This window comes from Pseudomonas sp. KBS0710, from assembly GCF_005938045.2.
Taxonomy (GTDB): Bacteria; Pseudomonadota; Gammaproteobacteria; order Pseudomonadales; family Pseudomonadaceae; genus Aquipseudomonas.
On sequence record NZ_VCCF02000001.1, the window covers coordinates 3,546,991 to 3,567,119 of the forward strand.

The window sequence follows — 20,129 nt, forward strand, 5'->3', positions numbered from 1 at the left end:
AGCGTTCGACAAGAACGCCCCGGGCTTTTTTGTACCTGGATGCTTAGAAAGCGCCCATGTAGTCGCGCTTGCCCACTTCCACACCGTTGTGACGCAGCAAAGCGTAAGCGGTGGTGACGTGGAAGAAGAACTGCGGCAGGCCGTAGGTGAGCAGGTAGGACTGGCCGCTGAAGCGCTTCTCTTTCGGGGTGCCTGGGCGGGTGATGATTTCAATGCCTTCCTTGCCGTCGACTTGCTCAGGCTTGATGGTGTCGACAAATGCCAGCACCTTGGCGATCAGCGCTTGCAGGTCGGCGAAGGTCACTTCGCTGTCTTCGTACTTGGGTACTTCGATTTCGGCCAGGCGCGCAGAAACGCCTTTGGCGAAGTCGACGGCGATCTGCACCTGGCGCACCAGCTGGAACATGTCCGGGAACAGACGCGCTTGCAGCAAGGCGTTGGGTTCGATGTTCTTGGCGGTGGCGTGGGCTTCGGCTTTGTTCAGTACATCGCTCAGGGCGTTGAGCATTTGCTTGAAGACCGGGATGGAGGCGGCGTACAGGGAAATAGTCATGACAGTCTCACGGTGATGGCAGGGTTTGGAACCAGCGGCGATTATAGCCATGCCTGCGGCTTGTCTTTTATTTTTTCAGGATTAGGCTAGTGAGCTTCACTGCATAGGGAAAGCGCGATGACCGCCGAGCACGACACCGACACCCCTGAGCCGCGCCTGAACAGCACGGAAATCCGCATCCTGGGCTGCCTGATCGAAAAACAGGCGACCAACCCGGAAACTTATCCGCTCACGCTCAATGCGCTGGTGCTGGCCTGCAACCAGAAGACCAGCCGGGAACCGGTGACCAACTTGAGCCAGGGCCAGGTCGGCCAGAGCCTACGCGTGCTCGAGGGCCAAGGCTTTACCCGCCTGGTGATGGGCAGCCGCGCCGACCGCTGGGAGCATCGGGTGGACAAGGCGCTGGAGTTGGTGCCGGCCCAGGTGATCCTGATCGGGCTGCTGTTTCTGCGGGGGCCGCAGACCGTCAGCGAACTGCTGACCCGCAGTGGGCGCATGCATGATTTTGAAGATGCCGAACAGGTCGTACACCAGCTTGAACGCCTGATTGCGCGCGGGCTGGCAGTATTGGTGCCGCGCCAGGCGGGGCAACGGGAAGACCGTTATACCCATGCATTGGGGGATCCGGCGGATATTGAGGCGATTATCGCGGCACGCGGGAGCCCGGTGGAGCGTTCGGCCGGCGGGGTTTCGGTGGAGCGAATCGAAGAACTTGAAGCCCGGATTGCAGCGCTGGAAGAGCGTTTGGCCCAACTGGAACAGGCTTAACTCGATTAAAAATGTGGGAGCGGGCTTGCTCGCGAATGCGGTGGATCAGTCAATACTTCCAGTGACTGACACTGCGCCTTCGCGAGCAAGCCCGCTCCCACATTTGGATCAGTGCAACACTTTAATTTCGGGCAAAGGCCACTGCCGCCTGGAACTGTTCATCGGTCGGCCGCACACCGGTGTACAGCACAAACTGCTCCAACGCCTGGATTGCGATTACTTCCAACCCGGTAATCACTCGCTTGCCTTGGGCACGCCCACGCACGATCAGCGGCGTTTCGGCGGGGATGGCCACCACATCGAATACAGTGTCAGCAGCGTCCACAGCGTCGGCCTCAAAGGCCAACTGGTCCGCTTCTGCGCCGCCGGTCATGCCGATTGGCGTCACGTTGACCAGCATCTGCGGGCGCAACTGGCCCAGCTCTGCTTGCCACTCATACCCCAGGCTCTGCGCCAACGCCCGGCCCGCCGCTTCATTACGCGCCACAATCACGCCGTTGGCATAACCGCCATCGCGCAAGGCACTGGCCACCGCCTTGCCCATACCGCCGCTGCCACGCAGGGCAAAGGTCGAGTCTTTGGGCACCGCATGTTTTTTCAGCAGTTGCTCCACGGCAATGTAGTCGGTGTTGTAAGCCTTGAGATGGCCGTCGGTGTTAACAATGGTGTTGAGCGAGGTGATGGCCTTGACCGAAGCGTCCAGCTCATCCACCAGGGCGATGCTGGCTTCCTTGAACGGCATGGACACCCCGCAACCACGGATGCCCAGCGCTCGGATACCGCCGATCGCGCCGGGCAAATCCTGGCTGCTGAAGGCTTTATAGTAGAAATTCAGCCCCAGCTGTTCGTACAAGTGGTTGTGAAATCGCAAGCCAAAATTCCCGGGACGCGCCGACAATGACATGCACAGTTGGGTGTCCTTGTTGGGGTGCATCTGCATGGAAAACTCCTTTGAGTAAGCAAATCGGTACAGACCTTACACAACCTTTACCTAGCGGCTGTGCCGTTTTTTAGAAATACGTTGTCTTAAAAGTATCCCCGCGACAATCCTTGAGTCTATTGATTGCAGACCACAAGCGCAGGGGCTAACCGAGGAATGACCATGATTCGTAAAATCCCCAAAATCGCCTTGCTTATCGGCGCACTCGCTATGGCAGGCCAAGCCTCCGCCCACGGTGGTGGTTGGGGTGGCCCGGCCATATTGGGTGGTTTGATCGGCGCAGCCGTTGTCGGCTCCGTAGTTGCCAGCCAATCGCAACCGGTCTACGTGCAGCAACCGGTGTATGTCCAGCCGCAACCGGTGTATGCCGCGCCTCCGCCGGTCTACTATGCACCGCCGCCACCGGTGTATGTGCAACAGCAGGTTTACTACCGCCCGGCGCCAGTCTATTACGGCCCACCGCGCGGCTACTACGGCCCTCCCCACGGTTATTATGGCCGCGGCTGGTAACAGGCAGTCACGTTGGAAATGAACAGGCCTCGCTCACACGCGGGGCCTTTTTTTGCCTGATTTTTGCCTGACTTTTTTGTCAAAAAGCCCGGTTTTATCATGCCAAGGTCGTTATGAGGACAATGCCCGAGCCGCAATCCCACATCATGACGATCAAATGTCCACTTGCCTGACCCGGGCCTGCGCTGTCATGTTTACGTCACCCAACAGTCTCACTATCGAGCGGTCCACCCAATAACAATTAAGGACGACTGACATGCCCACACAAAACCCGCACCGCACCGCTGGCCTGTGCACGTCCAGCAAGGTCTACAGCGCACTCACCGAACTCAAGCACCTTGAGGGCCACCGCAGCGCAAAATTTCTCGCGTTGCTGGCAGAAAACCTGGTGCGCAAAGGCCTGCTCAGTGAACAGGAAGTGGTGAATATGCTCGATCAAGTGGTGGATTGACGCCTGGCGTTAATGTTGACTATCGAGATGGGTGATTTTTCCTACGCGCCACCAGCCCGTAAGGTGACCCCCATAGCAATTGGAGGTCCTTATGCCCACAGTTCAAATCATGTCCGTTGTCGGCAGTGCCGTCCCCGCCCCACTCCGGGAGCTTGGGTTGTTGGCCTGCTGGTATGTGGTACGCGATGGCGAAACCATCAGCGGCCCGCTCACCTCATTGTCCGCTGCGCAACAACAGCAACAGCAAGTGTCGAACTTCAGGCTCCACGCCTGAAATCTATGGCAATGGCAGCTTGACCCGGGGTTTGCTTTCAACAAAAAGCGCCCAGCTGGACATAAACAGCGCTGCCACCAGTGGCCCAATCACAAAGCCATTCAAGCCAAATACCGACAGGCCGCCCAAGGTCGAGATCAGGATCAGGTAATCCGGCATCTTGGTGTCCTTGCCCACCAGGATCGGGCGCAACACATTGTCCACCAGCCCGATCACGAACACGCCGAACAAGCCCAGCACCACGCCCTGCCAGATCGAACCGCTCAACAGGAAGTAGGCGGCCACCGGCCCCCACACAATCCCCGCGCCGACCGCCGGCAACAACGACAGAAACGCCATCAACACCGCCCAGAGCAACGCACTGGGAATGTCCAGGAACCAGAAAATCAAACCGCCCAGCGCACCTTGGGTCACGGCAACCAGCACATTGCCTTTGACGGTGGCGCGCACCACTCGATTGAACTTGAGTTGCAACCGGCGCTTTTGCGGCTCGGCCAACGGTACCGCCGTGCGTACCTTGCGCACCAGTTCCGGGCCGTCGCGCAGCAGGAAAAACAACAGGTACAGCATGATGAAAAAGCTCACCAGGAAATCAAACGTGCCCTGGCCGAAGCTGAACGCCTGGGTGGCAAAGAACTGGCTGCCCTGCATCGCGCTCTTGACGATCTTTTCCCGCAGGCCCTCCAGGTTGCCCATGCCGAAGCGGTCGAGCAGGTGCTGGAAGTACGGCGGCAGGAAATTCTTGAACTGTTCGATATACCCCGCCACGTCCAACTTGCCACTTTCGATATTTTTGTAGAGGGTGGCGCCCTCTTGCACCAGCAGCACGCTGGTGATGATCACCGGCAGAATCGCAATCACCAGGCACACCGTCAGGGTCGCCAGTGATGTCAGGTTGCGGTTATAGCCAAAACGCAGCTGCAAGCGCCGCTGCATCGGGGCGAAGATAATGCCAAGGATGACTGCCCAGAACACCGCGCCGTAGAACGGCAGCAATATCCAGATGAATGCGATGGTCACCAGGACCAGCAATAACAGCAGGGTTTTGAATTGAAGGTTGGTTTGGTTCATGTCCGGTCCATGTCAGAAAAGCAGAGGGCCTTCAGCGGCCCTGTTGCTTAGTCCGCGGCAAAACCTGGGAGTGCCCTTCAAGCATAGACCGCGTTATTGAATCGCCTTGGCCTCACTCAATAATGCCTCAATCACCTGCTCCTGAGCCTCGTAACGCCCCTCGCCGAAATGGCTGTAGCGCACTTGGCCCTTGGCATCGATCAGGTAGTGGGCCGGCCAATATTGGTTATCGAAGCTGCGCCAGATCGCGTAGTTATTGTCGATGGCCACCGGGTAACCAATGCCGAGCTTGCGCACCTGCTCTTTGACGTTGGCCGGGATGTGCTCAAAGGCGTATTCGGGCGTGTGTACGCCAATCACCACCAAACCGTCTTTTTCGTAGCGTTTGGCCCAGCTATTGACGTAGGGCAGCGCGCGCCGGCAGTTGATGCAGTCATAGGTCCAGAAATCCACCAGCACCACTTTGCCTTTGAGCGCGTCAAGGCTCAGGGGCGGCGAATTAAGCCAGTCAACCGCCCCCGCCAGCGACGGCATGGCGCCCTCAGGGTGTTTGCTTTCGCCACTGGCTACCCAGCTTGCGGAAAGGGCAAAAGCCAGCAGCAGGCTGGCAAACAGGAACGTGATCGGTCGCATGGTGATTACCTTGTCGAGTCGCAGAGCGCCTATTGGAACCCTCTGAGGTATCCCGCCTGTGTCGAGCAGCACCTGCCGATACACGGCGATACAAAATCCGCAAAAGCCCGACCTGGATCAATAACGGCGCGCGCCCGCTGCTTTACCCTCGCGACCTTTTGCGACCTGAGCACATGCCTCCCGTGATTGCCCCCGAACTGCTCGCCCCCGCCGGCACCTTGAAAAACATGCGTTATGCCTTCGCCTACGGCGCCGATGCGGTCTACGCCGGCCAGCCGCGCTACAGCCTGCGCGTGCGCAATAACGAGTTCGACCACGCCAACCTCGCGCTCGGCATCCAGGAGGCGCATGCACTGGGCAAGCGTTTCTACGTGGTGGTCAACATTGCCCCACACAATGCCAAGCTCAAGACCTTCCTCAAGGATTTGGCCCCGGTGATCGCCATGGACCCGGACGCGTTGATCATGTCCGACCCAGGCTTGATCATGCTGGTACGCCGTCACTTCCCGAGCATGCCGATTCATTTGTCGGTGCAGGCCAATACCGTGAATTGGGCCAGCGTCGAGTTCTGGCAGCAGCAAGGTATCTGCCGGGTGATTCTGTCGCGGGAGTTGTCACTGGAAGAAATCGGCGAAATCCGCCAACAGGTACCCGCCATGGAGCTGGAAGTGTTTGTGCATGGCGCCCTGTGCATGGCCTATTCCGGGCGCTGCTTGTTGTCCGGCTACATGAACAAGCGCGATGCCAACCAAGGCACCTGCACCAACGCATGCCGCTGGAAATACTCGGCCATGCCGGCGGTGGAGAACGCCACGGGCGACATCGTCCAGCACTGTGAACCGACCTTGGGGGTCGGCGCGCCGACCGATCAGGTGTTTTTGCTGCAGGAAGCCAACCGCCCGAATGAGCAGATGCCGGCCTTCGAAGACGAACACGGCACCTACATCATGAACGCCAAGGACCTGCGCGCCGTGCAGCACGTGGAGCGCCTGACGCAGATGGGCGTGCATTCACTGAAGATCGAGGGCCGCACCAAGTCCCACTTCTATTGCGCGCGCACCACCCAGGTGTATCGCCAGGCCATTGACGATGCAGTGGCTGGCCGTGCGTTTGACCGCACCCTGATGACGAACCTGGAGTCCCTGGCCCAACGCGGCTACACCGAAGGTTTCCTGCGTCGCCATGTGCACGACGAATACCAGAACTACCAGAACGGCAGCTCGGTGTCGGAACGCCAGCAGTTTGTCGGCGAATTGACCGGCGAGCGCCGGGGCGAGCTGGCCGAGGTTAAAGTGAAGAACCGCTTTGCCGTGGGCAATCATCTGGAACTGATGACGCCCGCCGGCAACTTTCACTTTGACCTGACCACGTTGCACAACACCAAAGGCGAAGTTATCGACGTGGCACCGGGAGATGGACACACCGTGTATCTCCCCCTGCCAGCGCAGATGGACCTGCGCTTCGGCCTGTTGATGCGCGACCTCTAACGCGTCGCCACGCAGAACTGGCGGATCGCCTCGCACGCCTGCAACAGCGAGTCGTCGTCCAAGGCGTAGGCGATACGCAGGTACGGCGCCAAGCCAAATGCGCTGCCGTGCACCACGGCCACATTGGCTTCCTCGAGCAAGGCGTGGGCCACGTCTTCGTCGGTTTGCAGCAGCTTGCCGGCGGGCGTGGTGCGCCCCAGCAATCCCGCGCAGTTGGCGAAGGCGTAAAACGCGCCGGACGGGTTCGCGCATTCAAGGCCTGGCGTTTTGTTGAGGAAGGACACCACCAGATTGCGACGTTTCTCGAACACGGCGCGCGACTGCCGGATAAAATCCTGCGGCCCGTTCAAGGCGGCGATGGCGGCGTGCTGGGAAATCGCACTGGCCCCCGAGGTCTGCTGGCCCTGGAGTTTTTCCATCGCCTCGAGCAACCAGCGCGGGCCGGTGGCAAAGCCGATGCGCCAGCCCGTCATGGCGTAGGCTTTGGAGACGCCATTCATGGTCAGCACCCGTGGCGCCAGGCGCGGCTCGACTTGCGCCAGGGTATGAAAGGTTTGCCCGTCGAACAGCAGGTGTTCGTAGATATCGTCCGCCAGCACCAGCACGTGCGGATGCTCCAGCAACACATTCGCCAGCGCCTGCAACTCGTGCCGGCTATACACCGCGCCGGTCGGGTTGGAGGGTGAATTGAGGATCAGCCAGCGCGTGTTGGCCGTGATTGCCGCCTCCAGCGCCGTGGGCGTCAGTTTGAAACCCTCCTCGGCGCTGCACGCGACAATCCTGGCGGTGCCGCCACAGAGCTCCACCATCTCCGGATAACTGACCCAGTAAGGTGCAGGAACGATCACCTCGTCGCCTTCGTTCAGGGTGGCGGCCAGCGCGTTGTAGATCACATGTTTCCCGCCGTTGCTCACCAGCGTGTCCTGCCAGGTCACGTCCAGGCCGTTTTCGCGGCCGAACTTATCCGCCACGGCCTCACGCAAGGCCCGTATACCCGCGACTTGGGTGTAGCGCGTGTGGCCGTTGCGGATCGCGTCGATACCGGCCTGGCGGATATGTTCCGGGGTGTCGAAATCCGGCTCGCCGGCGCACAGCGAAATAATCTTCGCCCCTTCGGCGCGGCGTGCGGCCACGCGGTCGATGATGCGGTAAGTGGCCGATGGCTTGGCCTGGGCCAGGCGCTTGTTCAGCGTATTCACGAGTGCTTCCTTTGCAGGGTGTGATAACCCAGGGCTTCACGGGCTTGTTTCAAGGTCTTGCCGGCCTCGATCTGCGCACGGATCTGCGATTCCACGGCTTCAATCTGGCGTGCGGTACGCGCCACTTCTTCGGCACGGGCGCGCGGCACCACCAGCACACCATTGGCGTCGGCCACCACGATGTCCCGCGCGCACACGCGGGCACCGCTGATGGCCACCGGCTGGTTCACCGACGCCACCTGCACGCGGTCCTTGCCGGTGCGCATGTAACGGCCCTTGCTGAACAGCGAGTAACCATCGCCCAGCGCCTTGCTGACGTCGCGGCACACGCCGTCGATGACCGTCGCGGCAATCCCGCGACTGCCTGCGTACTGGGTCATGATGTCGCCCCACACGGTGCAATCGGTGCGACCGGCGTTGGCAAGTACCACCACATCGCCCGGCAGCACGTCTTCGATAAAATCACCGACTGAACCCGGCGGCATGCTGGCCGGCATGTATTGCACGGTAAACGCCGGGCCGACCACGGTGCCACGGTAGTTATCCAGCGGCGCGATGCCCAGGCACTGGCCGGCAATGCCCAGTTTGTCCATGGCATCCGAGACGCCGGGAGTGTCGAGCCCTTCGAACAGGGCGACTAGTTGTTGGTCATTCATTGGGCAGGCTCCACGCGGATGGCTTCAAATTGGCTGTCGTGCATCACATCGGCGACCGAGCGACCACTGCGCACCGCATCGACCATGCCGGCTTCACGGGCGGCGATGCGCTCGCCGAGGTCCAGCACCTGTTCGATCACCGCTGCCGGGATGAATACGCTGCCGCAACGGTCGGCAATAACGAAGTCGTCTTGCGACACGTTCACGCCCGCCACATCAATGGTGACGCCGGAGGCGACCTGCACCACTCGGTTGCGCGCGCTGATCATGGTCACGCCACGGCCATACACCGGGTAACCGATGGTCGCACTGCCGTCGATGTCACGGCTGAAGCCGTCGATCACCGAGCCACGGATATTCTTGGCCACGGCGGCATTGGCGATGATGTCGCCCCAGCACGATATGCCGTCGATGCCGCCGGCAATCACCAGCACGCGGTCGTCGGTGGTGATGGCGTCGATTACCGGGGAAATCAGGTGTACACCAGGCGCGGCGTCAGTCTTGGGCGCCAGTTGAATGGTGCTGGCCCGGCCGACGACTTTGGGGCAGTCCCACAACGGGCGAATGCCGACGACGGCGCCGGGCAGTTGCAGGAAGTCCAGCGCGTCGGAAACCGTGTTGGTGTCGAGTTCAGCCAGGCGCTGAAGCGGGTCGAGCAGTGGCATGGAGGTGAGCCCCTGTTGTAGTTGGGGCTCAAGTCTCACGCAGAGGCGGTGATAGGTATATTCGTATTAGCGTTAGGCAAACATACGCTGAAGCTATGGTTGATCAGATCCTGAATTGCCCCACCAACTGCCCCAGGCGCTGGCCCAGGTCCGCCAGACTGCGCGAGGTTTGCGCGCCCAGCTGGGTTTCATCCGCCACGCTGTCCACCGCCACGGCAATCTGATGCACGCTGCGGTTGATCTCTTCGGCCACGGCGGTCTGCTCTTCGGCGGCGCTGGCGATTTGCGCGTTCATCGAGTTAATAGTGCCGATCAACTGCGCCATGGTGTCCAGCGACTCGCCGGCCTGGTTGGCCTGGGCCGAAGTGCCGTCACCAGCGTCGCTGGAACGGCGCATGGCATCCACAGCGGCGACCGTGCCTTTTTGCAGGCGGTCGATCATGCCCTGGATTTCCTGCGTGCTGGTTTGCGTGCGGCTGGCCAGCGCACGGACTTCGTCGGCGACCACGGCAAAACCACGCCCGGCCTCGCCCGCCCGTGCGGCTTCGATGGCGGCGTTGAGCGCCAGCAGGTTGGTCTGCTCGGCAATCGAGCGGATCACGCCGAGCACGCTGACAATCGACGACACGTCCTGCTGCAAGCTGTCGAGGGACACGCCGCTGCTGCGGATGTCGTTCACCAGCGCATGGATCTGCGCGATGCTGCCGTCCACCACACGCTTGGCAGCCTGGCCTTCGGCGTCGGTCTGTTGCGCGGCGACGGCGGCGCCCTGGGCACTGCGCGCCACTTCGTGGGCTGCCGAGGACATTTGGTTGATGGCGGTCGCCACCTGATCGGTTTCGTGACGCTGGCGTTCCATGGCGGTTTCCGAGCGCTGGGCCTGCTCGGACACCTGGCTGACCAGCCCGGTGAGTTGCGCGGTCATCTCGGTGATCTGGCGCACCAGCCCGTGGATCTTGTCGACAAAGCGGTTGAACGCCCCGGCCAAGTCGCCCAACTCATCCTGGCTGGTGATGGCCAGGCGGCGGGTCAAGTCGCCCTCGCCCGCAGCGATATCGTCGAGGTTGGCTTTCATCAGGTTCAGTGGGCGCAAGATGGTGTTGGCCACCAGCATGCCCACCGCAGCAATCACCAGCAGTACCACCACCGCCACGCCGAGGATGCTCAGCAGCACGCCTTCCATGCGTTTTTCGACCTTGGCCTCGACCACCGCCACCTGGGCTTCGATGCCATCGAGGTTCACCGACGTACCGATTACCATGTCCCACTTGGGCAAATATTCGGTGTAGCCGAGCTTGGGCACCAACTCGGTCTGGCCGGGCTGGGTCGAGCTGTATTGCAGGTAGTGGGTGCCGTCCTTGCCGACCTTGACCAGGTCGCGGTTGACGTAGACCCCGTTGGGGTCACGGTTGTCCTTGAAGCTCTTGCCCACGCCGTCCGGGCTGTTGCCCTTGAACAGGCGGATGGTCTCGGAGTCGTAGCCGAAGAAGTAGCCGTCCTTGCCGTAGCTGGTGTTGGACAACAGCTTGACCACCTGCGCGCGTGCCGCCGTGTCGCCGGGGGCGGCCGCGTCGTAGAGCGGCTTGATGGTGGTCATCGCCACTTCCACATAGCTTTGCAGCGTGGCCTTGGCGTCATTGAGCAGGCGCTGGCGGGTTTCATCCACCTCATTGCGTGCCTGGCCTTGCAGGATCCACACGGTGGTCAGGCTGATGACTACGGCAAACAACAACACCGGCACAACGGCCAGGGACAGGACTTTGGCCTTCAAACTCAGACGCATGGCTTTTCTCTCTTATTCGTGGCGACTTGAGAGGTTAACGGCCAGGGGCGAAATATCTGTAGGAGCCAGCGCCCACAGACAAGCAGATCAGAGGGTCATTGCGGCAATCCAGCCAAACGCCAGCAACGGAATGTTGTAGTGCAGGAAGGTCGGCACCACGGTGTCCCAGATATGGTGATGCTGGCCGTCAATATTCAGGCCGGACGTCGGGCCGAGCGTGGAGTCCGACGCGGGCGAACCGGCATCGCCTAAGGCACCCGCCGTACCCACGATGCACACAATCGCTAACGGGCTGAAGCCCAGCTGCACACACAACGGCACAAAAATCGCCGCCAGAATCGGCACCGTGGAAAATGACGAACCAATGCCCATGGTCACCAACAGCCCCACCAGTAACATCAGCAACGCGCCCACACCACGGCTGTGGCCAATGAATGCCGCCGAGGCTTCCACCAGTGAGCGCACGTCACCGGTGGCCTTGAGCACTTCGGCAAACCCCGAGGAGGCGATCATGATGAAGCCGATCATCGCCATCATTTTCATGCCTTCGGTAAACAGGTCGTCGGTCTCGCGCCAGCGCACAATGCCCGACACCGAGAAGATCAGAAACCCAGCCAGGGCGCCGATGATCATCGAGTCCAGCCATAGCTGAATGATAAACGCCGAGGCAATTGCCAGCCCGGCCACCAGCAGGGTCAGTGGGTTGTATTGCACGGCTACTTGCTCGACGCGCTCGATTTTTTCCAGGTCATACACACGCTTTTTGCGGTAGCTGATAAACACCGCTACCAGCAGGCCCACCACCATGCCCAACGCCGGCAGGCCCATGGCGTGGGTGACGTTGACCTGGCTGATGTCCACGCCGCTCTTGGCCACGTTGGCCAGCAGGATCTGATTAAGGAAGATATTGCCGAAGCCCACCGGCAGGAACATATACGGCGTGATCAGTCCGAAGGTCATCACACAGGCAATCAGGCGGCGGTCCAGTTGCAGCTTGGTCAGCACATAAAGCAGTGGCGGCACCAGCAGCGGGATAAACGCGATATGGATCGGCAAAATGTTCTGCGAGGCAATCGCCACCACCCACAACAGGCCAATCAGCAGCCATTTGACATGGCTGCCGCCGGTGGCTTCCTGGCGATCGACCAGCAGCAACGCCTTGTCCGCCAATGCATGCGCCAGCCCGGACTTGGCAATCGCCACCGCGAAAGCGCCGAGCAAGGCGTAGGACAACGCCACGGTCGCGCCGCCGCCCAAGCCACCGTTAAAGGCCTTGAGCGTGGCCTCGATGCCCAACCCGCCGGTCAAGCCACCGACCAGGGCGCCGACGATAATGGCGATGACCACATGCACGCGGGACAAACTGAGCACCAGCATGGTGCCGACCGCGGCGATGACTGCGTTAATCATGGTTACCTCAAGCAAAAAACATAAAAAACAGACAGGCCCGCGACCGGGCGGCCATCAAATGGCGTCCGCGTGCAGGCTTTAAGAGGTCTTATTAGAGGGCGCGCACTTTGCCGCAGGTGGGCGTGCATGTCAAAAAACGACGCCGCTTTTGGCTTTCCGTGGCTTTCAATTGAACGTTTAAATAATAAAGAACCCTGGAAAGCGGCCGATACAAAGACTCTCTGTGTTTTCAGGTTAAGGATGCTCCTCGATGTCTCTCAGACAGCTCTCCATTCAATGGAAAATCACCCTGCTCGCGGGCCTGTGCCTGCTGGGGATCGTGACCCTGCTGGTGGGTCTGTCGCTGTATCGCATGGAGCAGAGTTCACAGCAGGTCAAAGCCTCCAGCATGCAGATGCTCGACGCGTCCGCCCAGGCGCGCATCGAGGCCCAAGGTGAAGTGCAGGCGCTGGGCATTCGCCAGCAATTCATGGACGCCTACCAGTACGGCCATGGTTTTTCGCGCCAGGTGTTGTTTTTGCGCGAACAGGCGGAAAAACGCTTTCTGGATGCCTTCGATACCCGCGAAGACCTGACCCGCCAGGTCAAGGCCGCTTTGCAGGCCAACCCCGATCTGCTCGGCCTGTCGCTGGTGTTTGAGGCCAATGCGCTGGACGGCAAGGACGAGTTGTTCGCCAATCAGGCAGAACTGGGCAGTAACGACAAAGGCCGCTTCGCCCTCTACTGGTCGCAGCCCACGCCGGGCAAACTTACCGCCATGTCGCTGCCCGAAAGCGACATGGCCGACACCCGCGTAGGCCCCAGCGGCGAGAAGGCTAACGCCTGGTTCACCTGCCCACGCACTACGCTGAAACCCTGCGTGATCGAACCGTACTTTTATGTGATCGACGGGCAAAACGTGCTGATGACCAGCATCGTCTTCCCGCTGATGGTCAACGGCAAAGTCATCGCCTCGCTGTCGGTGGACATCAACCTCAACAGCCTGCAAGCCGTGAGCCAACAGGCCAGCCAGAAGCTGTATGACGGCCAGACCCAAGTCAGCATCCTCAGCCCCACCGGTTTGCTCGCCGGCTACAGCCCCGACGCCGGCAAACTCAGCCAGCGCCTGGATCAGGTCGACACTACCAGCGGCGCGCAATTGATCAGCGTGCTGGCCAGTAACCCCCAGACCAGCAGCCTGCGTACCGATCACCAACTCAAGGTGCTGGCGCCATTCGCGCCGATTCCCGGCGGCAAGCCGTGGGGCGTGTTGCTGGATGTGCCGGAAAAAGTCCTGGTCGGCCCTGCCGAAACGCTCAAGGCGCAGTTGGACGCGGACAACGCCCGCGGCACGCTGCTGGAGTTGAGCCTGGGCCTGCTGGCCGCCGTGGTTGGCCTGATACTGGTGTGGTTGATGGCCCGCAGCGTGACCCGGCCGATTCTCGGCGTGGCGCGCATGCTTGAAGACATTGCCAGCGGCGAAGGCGACCTCACCCGCCGCCTGGCCTATGACAAACACGATGAACTGGGCCAGTTGGCCGGCTGGTTCAACCGCTTCCTCGACAAGCTGCAACCGACCATTGCCCAAGTGAAACGCTCGGTGCAGGACGCCCGTGGCACTGCCGATCAGTCCGCCGCCATCGCCACGCAAACCAGCGCCGGCATGGAGCAGCAGTACCGCCAGGTCGATCAAGTGGCCACCGCCTCCCACGAAATGAGCGCCACCGCCCAGGACGTGGCGCGTAGCGCTGCCCAAGCAGCACACGCCGCACGCGATGCTGACCAGGCCACCCGTGACGGCTTGAGTGTGATTGACCGCACCACCACCAACATCGGCAACCTGGCGGCGGACATGAGCACCGCCATGGCCCAGGTCGAAGGCTTGGCGGCCAATAGCGAAAAGATCGGTTCGGTGCTGGAAGTGATTCGCGGCATCGCCGAGCAGACCAACCTGCTGGCACTCAACGCCGCCATCGAAGCCGCCCGCGCCGGTGAGGCCGGGCGTGGCTTTGCGGTGGTCGCCGATGAAGTGCGCAACCTGGCGCGGCGCACCCAGGAGTCGGTAGAAGAAACCCGCCTGGTGATCGAGCACCTGCAAAGCGGCACTACCGACGTGGTCGACTCCATGGGCAACAGCTATCGCCAGGCCCAGGGCAGTGTCGAACAGGTTGGCCAGGCGGTCACCGCCCTGCGCCAGATCGGCGAAGCGGTCACGGTGATCAGCGACATGAACCTGCAAATCGCCAGCGCCGCCGAACAGCAAAGCGCCGTGGCCGAAGAGATCAACAGCAATGTGGCGACGATTCGGGATGTGACTGAATCGCTGTCGGAGCAGGCGAATGAATCGGCGCGGGTGAGCCAGGCGTTGAACAGCCTGGCGAATCAGCAGCAGGGGTTGATGGATCAGTTTCGGGTGTAAGTGACCTGTAAAGGTTCTGACCTTTAAGGAGATCCAATGTGGGAGCGGGCTTGCTCGGTGTTAACGTTTGGGTAATTCGATCAGCGCCTTGAGCCCGCCCAGTTCGCTGTCCTGCAACTGCAACGTACCGCCCCACACCTCGACGATATCCCGCACGATCCCCAGCCCCAGGCCATGGCCGTCAATCTGCTCATCCAGCCGCGCACCGCGGCTGAGCACTTGCTCACGCTGGGCCTGCGGGATGCCGGGGCCGTCGTCTTCGACTGCCAGCAGAAAGCTGCGCGGGGTTTCGCTGACCGCCAAGCGCACGTCGGCATCCGCCCATTTGCAGGCGTTATCCAGCAGGTTGCCGAGCAGTTCCAGCAGGTCTTCGCGGTCCCAGGGCAATTGCAGGCCGGGGTCGACGTGGTAGCTCAAGTCCAGGTGCTCACCGTGGATCATGCGCAAGGTGGCCAGCAGGCCGGGCAGTTCTTTTTCACAGTCAAACAGCGCGCCCGGCAGGGTTTCGCCGGCCAGTCGGGCGCGGTTGAGTTCACGGTTGAGGCGTTGCTGCACCTGGTCGAGTTGCTCACGCAGCAGCCTGCTCAGTTCGGGATGGTCCTTGAGCGCTTCGCTGGAGGCCGCACTCAATAGCACCGCCAGTGGGGTTTTCAGCGCATGGCCAAGGTTGCCCAGGGCATTGCGCGAGCGCTTGAGGCTGTCTTCGGTATGGGCCAACAGATGGTTGATCTGCGCCACCAGAGGCTCCAGTTCCAACGGCACCTGGGTATCGAGTTGCGAGCGCCGGCCCTGTTGCAGTTGGGCGATCTGGTTGCGTGCGGTCTCCAGCGGGCGCAAGGCGCGGCGCACGGTGACCCGCTGCAGAATCAGCACCAGCAACAGCGCCGCCAAGCCGATGATCAGACCAATCTGGCGCATCAGGCGAAAGCTTTCGCGCACGGGCGTGTAGTCCTGAGCCACGCTGATGGAAATCGACTGGCCGAAACGTTTGTAGTCCGAACGCAACACCAGCAGTTGCTGGCGTTCCGGCCCCAGTTGCAGGTTGCCCTTGAGCCCAGGTTCGGTCAGGCGCGGCAGCTCCTGGTCCCACAGCGAGCGGGAACGCCAGTGGACGTCGGCAAAATCGATGCGAAAATAATGCCCGGAAAACGGCCGCTGGTAGGCCGGTGACAGACGCTGCTCATCCAACTGAACACCCTCAGGCCCCCGCACCAGTGCCGTCAGCAGGTTTTCGCTGTCGTTGCGCAGCCCGGCTTCCAGGTAACGCTGCAAACCGGCCTCAAACAACCACAAGCTGGTCTGCGCCAGCACCACGCCGACCACCACCATGACGCTGATCAGCCCCAGGCTCAGGCGCCGTTGAATCGACCTCATGCCGGAGCGGCGCCAAACCGGTAACCCTGGCCGCGCCGGGTTTCAATCACACTGCGCCCCAGCTTGCGGCGCAGGTGGTTGACGTGGACTTCCAGCACATTGGAGTCGCGCTCGGTCTCGCCGTCATACAGATGCTCGGCCAGATGGCTTTTCGACAGGATCTGTTCCGGGTGCAACATGAAGTAGCGCAGCAGGCGGAATTCGGCGGCGGTCAGTTGGATCTCCTCGCCATCGCGCAACACGCACTGGCGCCCTTCATCCAGGTGCAGGCCGGCGGCTTGCAGCGTCGGCTGGTTGGCCTGGCCGTGGGAACGGCGCAACAGTGCCTGGATGCGCAGGTAGAGTTCTTCGGGGTGAAAGGGTTTGCTCAGGTAATCGTCGGCGCCGGCCTTGAGCCCTTCGATACGTTCGGCCCAGGAATCGCGTGCGGTCAGCACCAGCACGGGCGTGGCCAAGGCCGCAGCGCGCCATTGCGCCAGCACCTCCAGCCCGGGCAGGCCCGGCAAGCCGAGGTCGAGGATGATCAGGTCATAGGGTTCGCTGCGGCCTTGGTACGCGGCATCGCGCCCATCGGCCAGCCAGTCGACCGCGTAGCCCTGGCGTTGCAGGCCCGCCAACAATTCATCGGCCAGCGGTACGTTATCTTCCACCAGAAGCAGGCGCATCAGTCGTCTTCCTTATCTTTGAGCAGCTTGCCGGTACTGGCGTCGAGCTCAATTTCACGCACCACACCTTCGACGGTCAGCAACTCGATCTCGTAGATATAGCGCACCGGCCGATCCTTGTGTTCCTCAAGCTCGGCGTCCAGCAGCTTGGCGCCCGGGTAGCGCTCCAGCGCCGGGCCCAGCAACTGTTCCAGCGGCGCGATGACGCCCTCCTGACGCAGACGCAGGGCCTCATCCTGCCCAAGGTCATGGGCCGACAGGCTGGCGCTGCTCAGTAGCAATACCAGCGCCACCTGACTGCCTGCGCGTAGATTTACCTTCATTACGTATCCTGATGTTCCTTGAGGGCGGCCCGATGAGGGACATGGGCCACCACGGTACCCGTGACAACTTAACTGAAACTGAATTGCCACCATGGCAATTTTCAATCGGCCTGCTTACCCATCGTTGCAAGAATTCTCTTATATTGCCTGTTCGTTGCAACCGAGACCTGTATGACTGCCATCCATATCAAGTTCCCCGCCCTGACCCTCAAGGCCGGCAAACGCGCTTTCACGCGCATTCGCGAGCAAGGCCTTGCGCCGGCGGATGTCGGTATCCTACCCGGTGCGGCCGGTGGTCCCAAGGCGCTGGGCATTCAAGGCCTGGACCTGGCGCTGTTCGGCGATTGGCTGCCGCGCGCACCGCGTGAGCGCGCATTGATCGGCGCGTCCATCGGCTCCTGGCGCTTTGCCAGTGCGTGCCTGCCCGACCCGGTGCAAGGCCTGCTCGACCTCGGCCGCCTGTATAACGAGCAACGCTTCGCCAAGGGCGTGACCATGGCCGAAGTCAGCCACAGCTGCCAGCGTATGCTCGACGACCTGCTGGCTGGCCGCGATGCGCGAGTGCTGGACAACCCCGACTATCGCCTCAACATCATGGTGGTCAAGAGCCACGGCCTGCTTGCCGATGACCACCGTGGGCGACTGGGGCTGGGCCTGTCGTCGGTGATTGCCGACAACCTGCGTGGCCGTGCGCGGCTGTCGCGGCATTTTGAGCGGTTGATCATCCACGACCCGCGCCAGGCGCCACCGGTGCATGCGCTGACGGACTTTCCCTCGCGCTTCCTCGATCTGCAGGTGGGCAACCTGCGCCAGGCACTGCTGGCCTCGGGTTCCATCCCCATGGTGATGCAAGGCGTGCGCGACCTGCCCGGCGCAGGCACGGGCACTTACCGCGACGGTGGGCTGCTGGACTATCACCTCGATCTGCCTTACCACGGCGACGACATCGTGCTGTACCCGCACTTCACCGACCGGGTGATCCCCGGCTGGTTCGACAAGGGCTTGCCGTGGCGGCGCAGTAACCCGCAGGGCTTGCAGGATGTGCTGCTACTGGCGCCCTCCAAGGACTACCTGGCCCGCCTGCCCCACGGCAAATTGCCGGACCGCAGCGACTTCAAGCGCTATATGGGCGATGACGCGAGCCGCAACAAATACTGGCAAACCGCGATGAGCGAAAGCCGGCGGCTGGGCGATGAGTTTCTTGAGTGGGCGGATAACGGCACATTGGGCGAGCACCTACAGGCACTTTGACGCGACATCGGCGTACTGAAAAAAGGCCGTGTCCATCTGAGCCGGTACGCACCCTGCGCACCGGCTCGCATTGCCCAGCTTCAAACGTCAGGGGCTGACGGGCGCCGAGGCGGGCACGACGCCCCTGGGCTGCGACCGGATGTGCTGCAACAAGGGGCGCAGCGCGCCGCCCCAGATAACCGCATTGGCAAGCTTGGTTGGGTGGTTAATCATGTTTCCACCCTGGCTGCTGGGGTTGGTGGTGAAATCCCCAAGCCCATAGATTTGAATATCATTCAAATCTGGAACACCGCGCGCCTCAGGCACGCCCAGATTCGCGACCCAGTTGGAGATAACACCCTCGGCGCCGGACACCAACAAGCCGACTTTACCGAAGCGCAGGTTGTTAAAGTCATACGTGGAAATAACATTGATGCCATTTAAATACACGTCGTGCTTCGCCCCCCGCGCCGTGACTTTCAAGCTGACCGACGTCCCATCGGGGATGGCGGAATAAACCGGCGAACGACCAATAATGGTGCCTCCCCAGTAAAGCAGCACTTGGCTGGCCGTCACTTGCGCGGTGTACTGGCTCAGGCCAGAGCCCATAGAGCGATAGCGAATGCCGCCTATTTGCCCAGCCCAATGGGTCATGGTGAACGTAGCCGACAGACTGACATCCTGGCTCTCCCGGCTGAACATCGTAGCGCCCTGACCCTTCAGGGTCGTTTGCGCAGGCGAACCCGATACCGCAAACGTAGTGCCGGGCTCCGGGCTCCAGCCGGCGGGATATGTCGCCAGGTTATCCTCGCGAATAAAACTCAACTTATCGACGTCGATGGCAGCGCGGTGAATATTGAACAGTCGGTTAATGTCCAAGACCGTAATATTGCGCACTTTCGCAACATCCCGCGCGGTGTCAGCCGCCACTTGAACCTGCTCTTGATAGCCAAACGCAACAGACGGTAACGCCGCAGGCGCAATCGCCGTAGAAGGCACTTTTGCCCAGGTATTCTGGTAATCCAGCGACTTGAAATAATAGTCGGCGTTGACACTGCTGCTGCCGGTAAGGTCATTGGCACCAAACATATAAATCACCAGGTCCGGAGCAAAATCCCGAACGTGATCTGCCCAGCTCTTGCCCTCAACGGATCCGCCAGGCCATTGCGCCGTCACCTCGCTGCCAGGCTCCCTGAAGAAACCCATAAGTGGGTTTTCGGCGGTGGCCGTCGCCCCCTTGTAGTTGGGGTTGAAGTACATCCCCATCCCACGCCCCGCCAGGCTGAAATTACCAAATGTGAACGCAATGTCGGGGTTTTGCTCACGGGCTGAGCGCATCAAGGTGGCCACGACCGAGTTTTCGTACCGCCCATCAACATCGCCTTGGGAGATCGAGTCGCCGACCACTGCGATTCTAACTGCGCCCTCTTTGATGGCGGCATCCAGCCGATCCAGATTGCCCACGCTGGAGAGCGTGGACGCCTCATCCGGCGCGGCCTGGTTGAGCATGGGGCTCGGAGCAGCAGGAGCAGGAGCAGCAGGCGCGCTGGCAGCAACAGCACCAGCGCTTATCGTCGCGTCGGTTTGGGCGGGTGCCGCCACGCCGGCAAGCGCCTGCGCAAAAGCATATCCACCCAAGCCAAAGAGGTTCAGTGGGACGCTGATGCACAAAGCAATCAAGAAATTCAGGGGTTTTGTTCTGTGGTGCACAAGGGAAGCAGACACGTCGTGACACGCCA

At 61.3% G+C, this 20,129-nt stretch carries 18 protein-coding genes and 4 pseudogenes; 8 read left to right on the forward strand and 14 right to left on the reverse strand.

Features of this window, described 5'->3' with window-relative positions; genetic code table 11:
• Positions 1 to 43: 43 nt before the first annotated feature.
• Positions 44 to 553, reverse strand: coding sequence for a DUF1993 family protein (locus tag FFI16_RS15925; protein ID WP_083359185.1), 510 nt, complete (start codon positions 551 to 553; stop codon positions 44 to 46).
• 117 nt (positions 554 to 670) lie between these two features.
• On the opposite strand from FFI16_RS15925, the gene FFI16_RS15930 reads away from it, so the two are divergent.
• Positions 671 to 1,321, forward strand: a complete 651-nt coding sequence (locus FFI16_RS15930) for a YceH family protein (protein ID WP_138815489.1) — start codon at positions 671 to 673, stop codon at positions 1,319 to 1,321.
• Between the two features lie 121 nt (positions 1,322 to 1,442).
• On the opposite strand, the gene FFI16_RS15940 is transcribed toward FFI16_RS15930, so the two are convergent.
• Positions 1,443 to 2,261, reverse strand: coding sequence for a shikimate 5-dehydrogenase (locus FFI16_RS15940; RefSeq protein ID WP_138815488.1), 819 nt, complete (start codon positions 2,259 to 2,261; stop codon positions 1,443 to 1,445).
• Between the two features lie 156 nt (positions 2,262 to 2,417).
• Between FFI16_RS15940 and FFI16_RS15945 the strand changes: the two genes are divergently transcribed.
• From FFI16_RS15945 to FFI16_RS15955, 3 genes are all read left to right on the forward strand, one after another.
• Positions 2,418 to 2,771: a hypothetical protein gene (locus FFI16_RS15945; protein ID WP_078741781.1), complete on the forward strand. Its 354-nt coding sequence runs from the start codon at positions 2,418 to 2,420 to the stop codon at positions 2,769 to 2,771.
• 256 nt (positions 2,772 to 3,027) lie between these two features.
• The gene (locus FFI16_RS15950; RefSeq protein WP_010211349.1) at positions 3,028 to 3,222 is read left to right on the forward strand and encodes a hypothetical protein; all 195 of its coding nucleotides are present in this window, start codon (positions 3,028 to 3,030) and stop codon (positions 3,220 to 3,222) included.
• A 91-nt stretch (positions 3,223 to 3,313) separates the two neighbouring features.
• A complete protein-coding gene (locus FFI16_RS15955; RefSeq protein WP_017135285.1) occupies positions 3,314 to 3,496 on the forward strand; it encodes a hypothetical protein in 183 nt (60 codons plus the stop codon).
• Positions 3,497 to 3,499: 3 nt separating this feature from the next.
• Here FFI16_RS15955 and FFI16_RS15960 read toward each other — a convergent pair whose 3' ends face one another.
• Together FFI16_RS15960 and FFI16_RS15965 are read right to left on the reverse strand one after the other, a co-directional pair.
• Positions 3,500 to 4,567 (reverse strand): AI-2E family transporter, encoded by a 1,068-nt coding sequence (locus tag FFI16_RS15960; RefSeq protein WP_138815487.1) that lies wholly within the window; start codon positions 4,565 to 4,567, stop codon positions 3,500 to 3,502.
• A 93-nt stretch (positions 4,568 to 4,660) separates the two neighbouring features.
• Positions 4,661 to 5,110, reverse strand: a pseudogene (locus FFI16_RS15965) (thioredoxin family protein); the annotation flags it as partial.
• A gap of 263 nt (positions 5,111 to 5,373) precedes the next feature.
• Between FFI16_RS15965 and yegQ the strand changes: the two are divergent.
• Positions 5,374 to 6,687 (forward strand): tRNA 5-hydroxyuridine modification protein YegQ, encoded by a 1,314-nt coding sequence (gene yegQ, locus FFI16_RS15970; protein WP_138815485.1) that lies wholly within the window; start codon positions 5,374 to 5,376, stop codon positions 6,685 to 6,687.
• Here yegQ and FFI16_RS15975 read toward each other — a convergent pair.
• From FFI16_RS15975 to FFI16_RS15995, 6 genes and pseudogenes are all read right to left on the reverse strand, one after another.
• Positions 6,684 to 7,886, reverse strand: a complete 1,203-nt coding sequence (locus FFI16_RS15975; RefSeq protein WP_138815484.1) for a pyridoxal phosphate-dependent aminotransferase — start codon at positions 7,884 to 7,886, stop codon at positions 6,684 to 6,686. The two genes, yegQ and FFI16_RS15975, sit on opposite strands and share 4 nt — an antisense overlap.
• A complete protein-coding gene (locus FFI16_RS15980; RefSeq protein WP_138815483.1) occupies positions 7,883 to 8,542 on the reverse strand; it encodes an RraA family protein in 660 nt (219 codons plus the stop codon). The genes FFI16_RS15975 and FFI16_RS15980 overlap by 4 nt, the downstream gene beginning before the upstream one ends.
• The gene (locus FFI16_RS15985) at positions 8,539 to 9,207 is read right to left on the reverse strand and encodes an RraA family protein (RefSeq protein ID WP_138815482.1); all 669 of its coding nucleotides are present in this window, start codon (positions 9,205 to 9,207) and stop codon (positions 8,539 to 8,541) included. Before FFI16_RS15985 ends, FFI16_RS15980 begins: the two co-directional genes overlap by 4 nt.
• A gap of 103 nt (positions 9,208 to 9,310) precedes the next feature.
• A complete protein-coding gene (locus tag FFI16_RS30890; RefSeq protein ID WP_371923627.1) occupies positions 9,311 to 10,132 on the reverse strand; it encodes a methyl-accepting chemotaxis protein in 822 nt (273 codons plus the stop codon).
• Between the two features lie 36 nt (positions 10,133 to 10,168).
• Positions 10,169 to 10,990: pseudogene (locus FFI16_RS30895) on the reverse strand (cache domain-containing protein); the annotation flags it as partial.
• 87 nt (positions 10,991 to 11,077) lie between these two features.
• Positions 11,078 to 12,397 (reverse strand): Na+/H+ antiporter family protein, encoded by a 1,320-nt coding sequence (locus FFI16_RS15995; protein ID WP_178112740.1) that lies wholly within the window; start codon positions 12,395 to 12,397, stop codon positions 11,078 to 11,080.
• Positions 12,398 to 13,793: 1,396 nt separating this feature from the next.
• Here FFI16_RS15995 and FFI16_RS30900 point away from each other — a divergent pair.
• Both FFI16_RS30900 and FFI16_RS30905 read left to right on the forward strand, forming a co-directional pair.
• Positions 13,794 to 13,940: pseudogene (locus FFI16_RS30900) on the forward strand (HAMP domain-containing protein); the annotation flags it as partial.
• A gap of 348 nt (positions 13,941 to 14,288) precedes the next feature.
• Positions 14,289 to 14,798: pseudogene (locus FFI16_RS30905) on the forward strand (methyl-accepting chemotaxis protein); the annotation flags it as partial.
• Between the two features lie 60 nt (positions 14,799 to 14,858).
• On the opposite strand, the gene FFI16_RS16005 reads toward FFI16_RS30905, so the two are convergent.
• Genes FFI16_RS16005 through FFI16_RS16015 form a run of 3 tightly spaced genes read right to left on the reverse strand, consistent with a single transcriptional unit; the run spans position 14,859 to position 17,160 of the window.
• Entirely contained in the window at positions 14,859 to 16,172 is a 1,314-nt protein-coding gene (locus FFI16_RS16005; protein WP_138815478.1) for a sensor histidine kinase, read from the reverse strand.
• A complete protein-coding gene (locus FFI16_RS16010; RefSeq protein ID WP_138815477.1) occupies positions 16,169 to 16,837 on the reverse strand; it encodes a response regulator transcription factor in 669 nt (222 codons plus the stop codon). Before FFI16_RS16010 ends, FFI16_RS16005 begins: the two co-directional genes overlap by 4 nt.
• Positions 16,837 to 17,160 (reverse strand): PepSY domain-containing protein, encoded by a 324-nt coding sequence (locus FFI16_RS16015; protein WP_138815476.1) that lies wholly within the window; start codon positions 17,158 to 17,160, stop codon positions 16,837 to 16,839. Before FFI16_RS16015 ends, FFI16_RS16010 begins: the two co-directional genes overlap by 1 nt.
• Before the next feature lie 171 nt (positions 17,161 to 17,331).
• Here FFI16_RS16015 and FFI16_RS16020 point away from each other — a divergent pair, with 171 nt between their 5' ends.
• Complete coding sequence (locus tag FFI16_RS16020) at positions 17,332 to 18,411, forward strand: patatin-like phospholipase family protein (RefSeq protein ID WP_138815475.1); 1,080 nt, start codon at positions 17,332 to 17,334, stop codon at positions 18,409 to 18,411.
• 87 nt (positions 18,412 to 18,498) lie between these two features.
• On the opposite strand, the gene FFI16_RS16025 is transcribed toward FFI16_RS16020, so the two are convergent.
• The gene (locus tag FFI16_RS16025) at positions 18,499 to 20,115 is read right to left on the reverse strand and encodes an SGNH/GDSL hydrolase family protein (RefSeq protein WP_138815474.1); all 1,617 of its coding nucleotides are present in this window, start codon (positions 20,113 to 20,115) and stop codon (positions 18,499 to 18,501) included.
• Between the last annotated feature and the right edge of the window lie 14 nt (positions 20,116 to 20,129).

Excerpts from the sequence above, each read along its gene's own strand:
- FFI16_RS16005 (WP_138815478.1), bottom strand. The coding sequence starts at position 16,172 with ATGAGGTCGATTCAACGGCGCCTGAGCCTGGGGCTGATCAGCGTCATG.
- FFI16_RS15930 (WP_138815489.1), top strand. The coding sequence starts at position 671 with ATGACCGCCGAGCACGACACCGACACCCCTGAGCCGCGCCTGAACAGC.
- FFI16_RS30890 (WP_371923627.1), bottom strand. The coding sequence starts at position 10,132 with ATGACCGCGCAACTCACCGGGCTGGTCAGCCAGGTGTCCGAGCAGGCC.
- FFI16_RS15960 (WP_138815487.1), bottom strand. The coding sequence starts at position 4,567 with ATGAACCAAACCAACCTTCAATTCAAAACCCTGCTGTTATTGCTGGTC.
- FFI16_RS15980 (WP_138815483.1), bottom strand. The coding sequence starts at position 8,542 with ATGAATGACCAACAACTAGTCGCCCTGTTCGAAGGGCTCGACACTCCC.
- FFI16_RS16010 (WP_138815477.1), bottom strand. The coding sequence starts at position 16,837 with ATGCGCCTGCTTCTGGTGGAAGATAACGTACCGCTGGCCGATGAATTG.
- FFI16_RS15945 (WP_078741781.1), top strand. The coding sequence starts at position 2,418 with ATGACCATGATTCGTAAAATCCCCAAAATCGCCTTGCTTATCGGCGCA.
- FFI16_RS15925 (WP_083359185.1), bottom strand. The coding sequence starts at position 553 with ATGACTATTTCCCTGTACGCCGCCTCCATCCCGGTCTTCAAGCAAATG.
- FFI16_RS16020 (WP_138815475.1), top strand. The coding sequence starts at position 17,332 with ATGACTGCCATCCATATCAAGTTCCCCGCCCTGACCCTCAAGGCCGGC.
- FFI16_RS15955 (WP_017135285.1), top strand. The coding sequence starts at position 3,314 with ATGCCCACAGTTCAAATCATGTCCGTTGTCGGCAGTGCCGTCCCCGCC.
- FFI16_RS15985 (WP_138815482.1), bottom strand. The coding sequence starts at position 9,207 with ATGCCACTGCTCGACCCGCTTCAGCGCCTGGCTGAACTCGACACCAAC.
- FFI16_RS15950 (WP_010211349.1), top strand. The coding sequence starts at position 3,028 with ATGCCCACACAAAACCCGCACCGCACCGCTGGCCTGTGCACGTCCAGC.
- yegQ (WP_138815485.1), top strand. The coding sequence starts at position 5,374 with ATGCCTCCCGTGATTGCCCCCGAACTGCTCGCCCCCGCCGGCACCTTG.
- FFI16_RS15940 (WP_138815488.1), bottom strand. The coding sequence starts at position 2,261 with ATGCAGATGCACCCCAACAAGGACACCCAACTGTGCATGTCATTGTCG.
- FFI16_RS16015 (WP_138815476.1), bottom strand. The coding sequence starts at position 17,160 with ATGAAGGTAAATCTACGCGCAGGCAGTCAGGTGGCGCTGGTATTGCTA.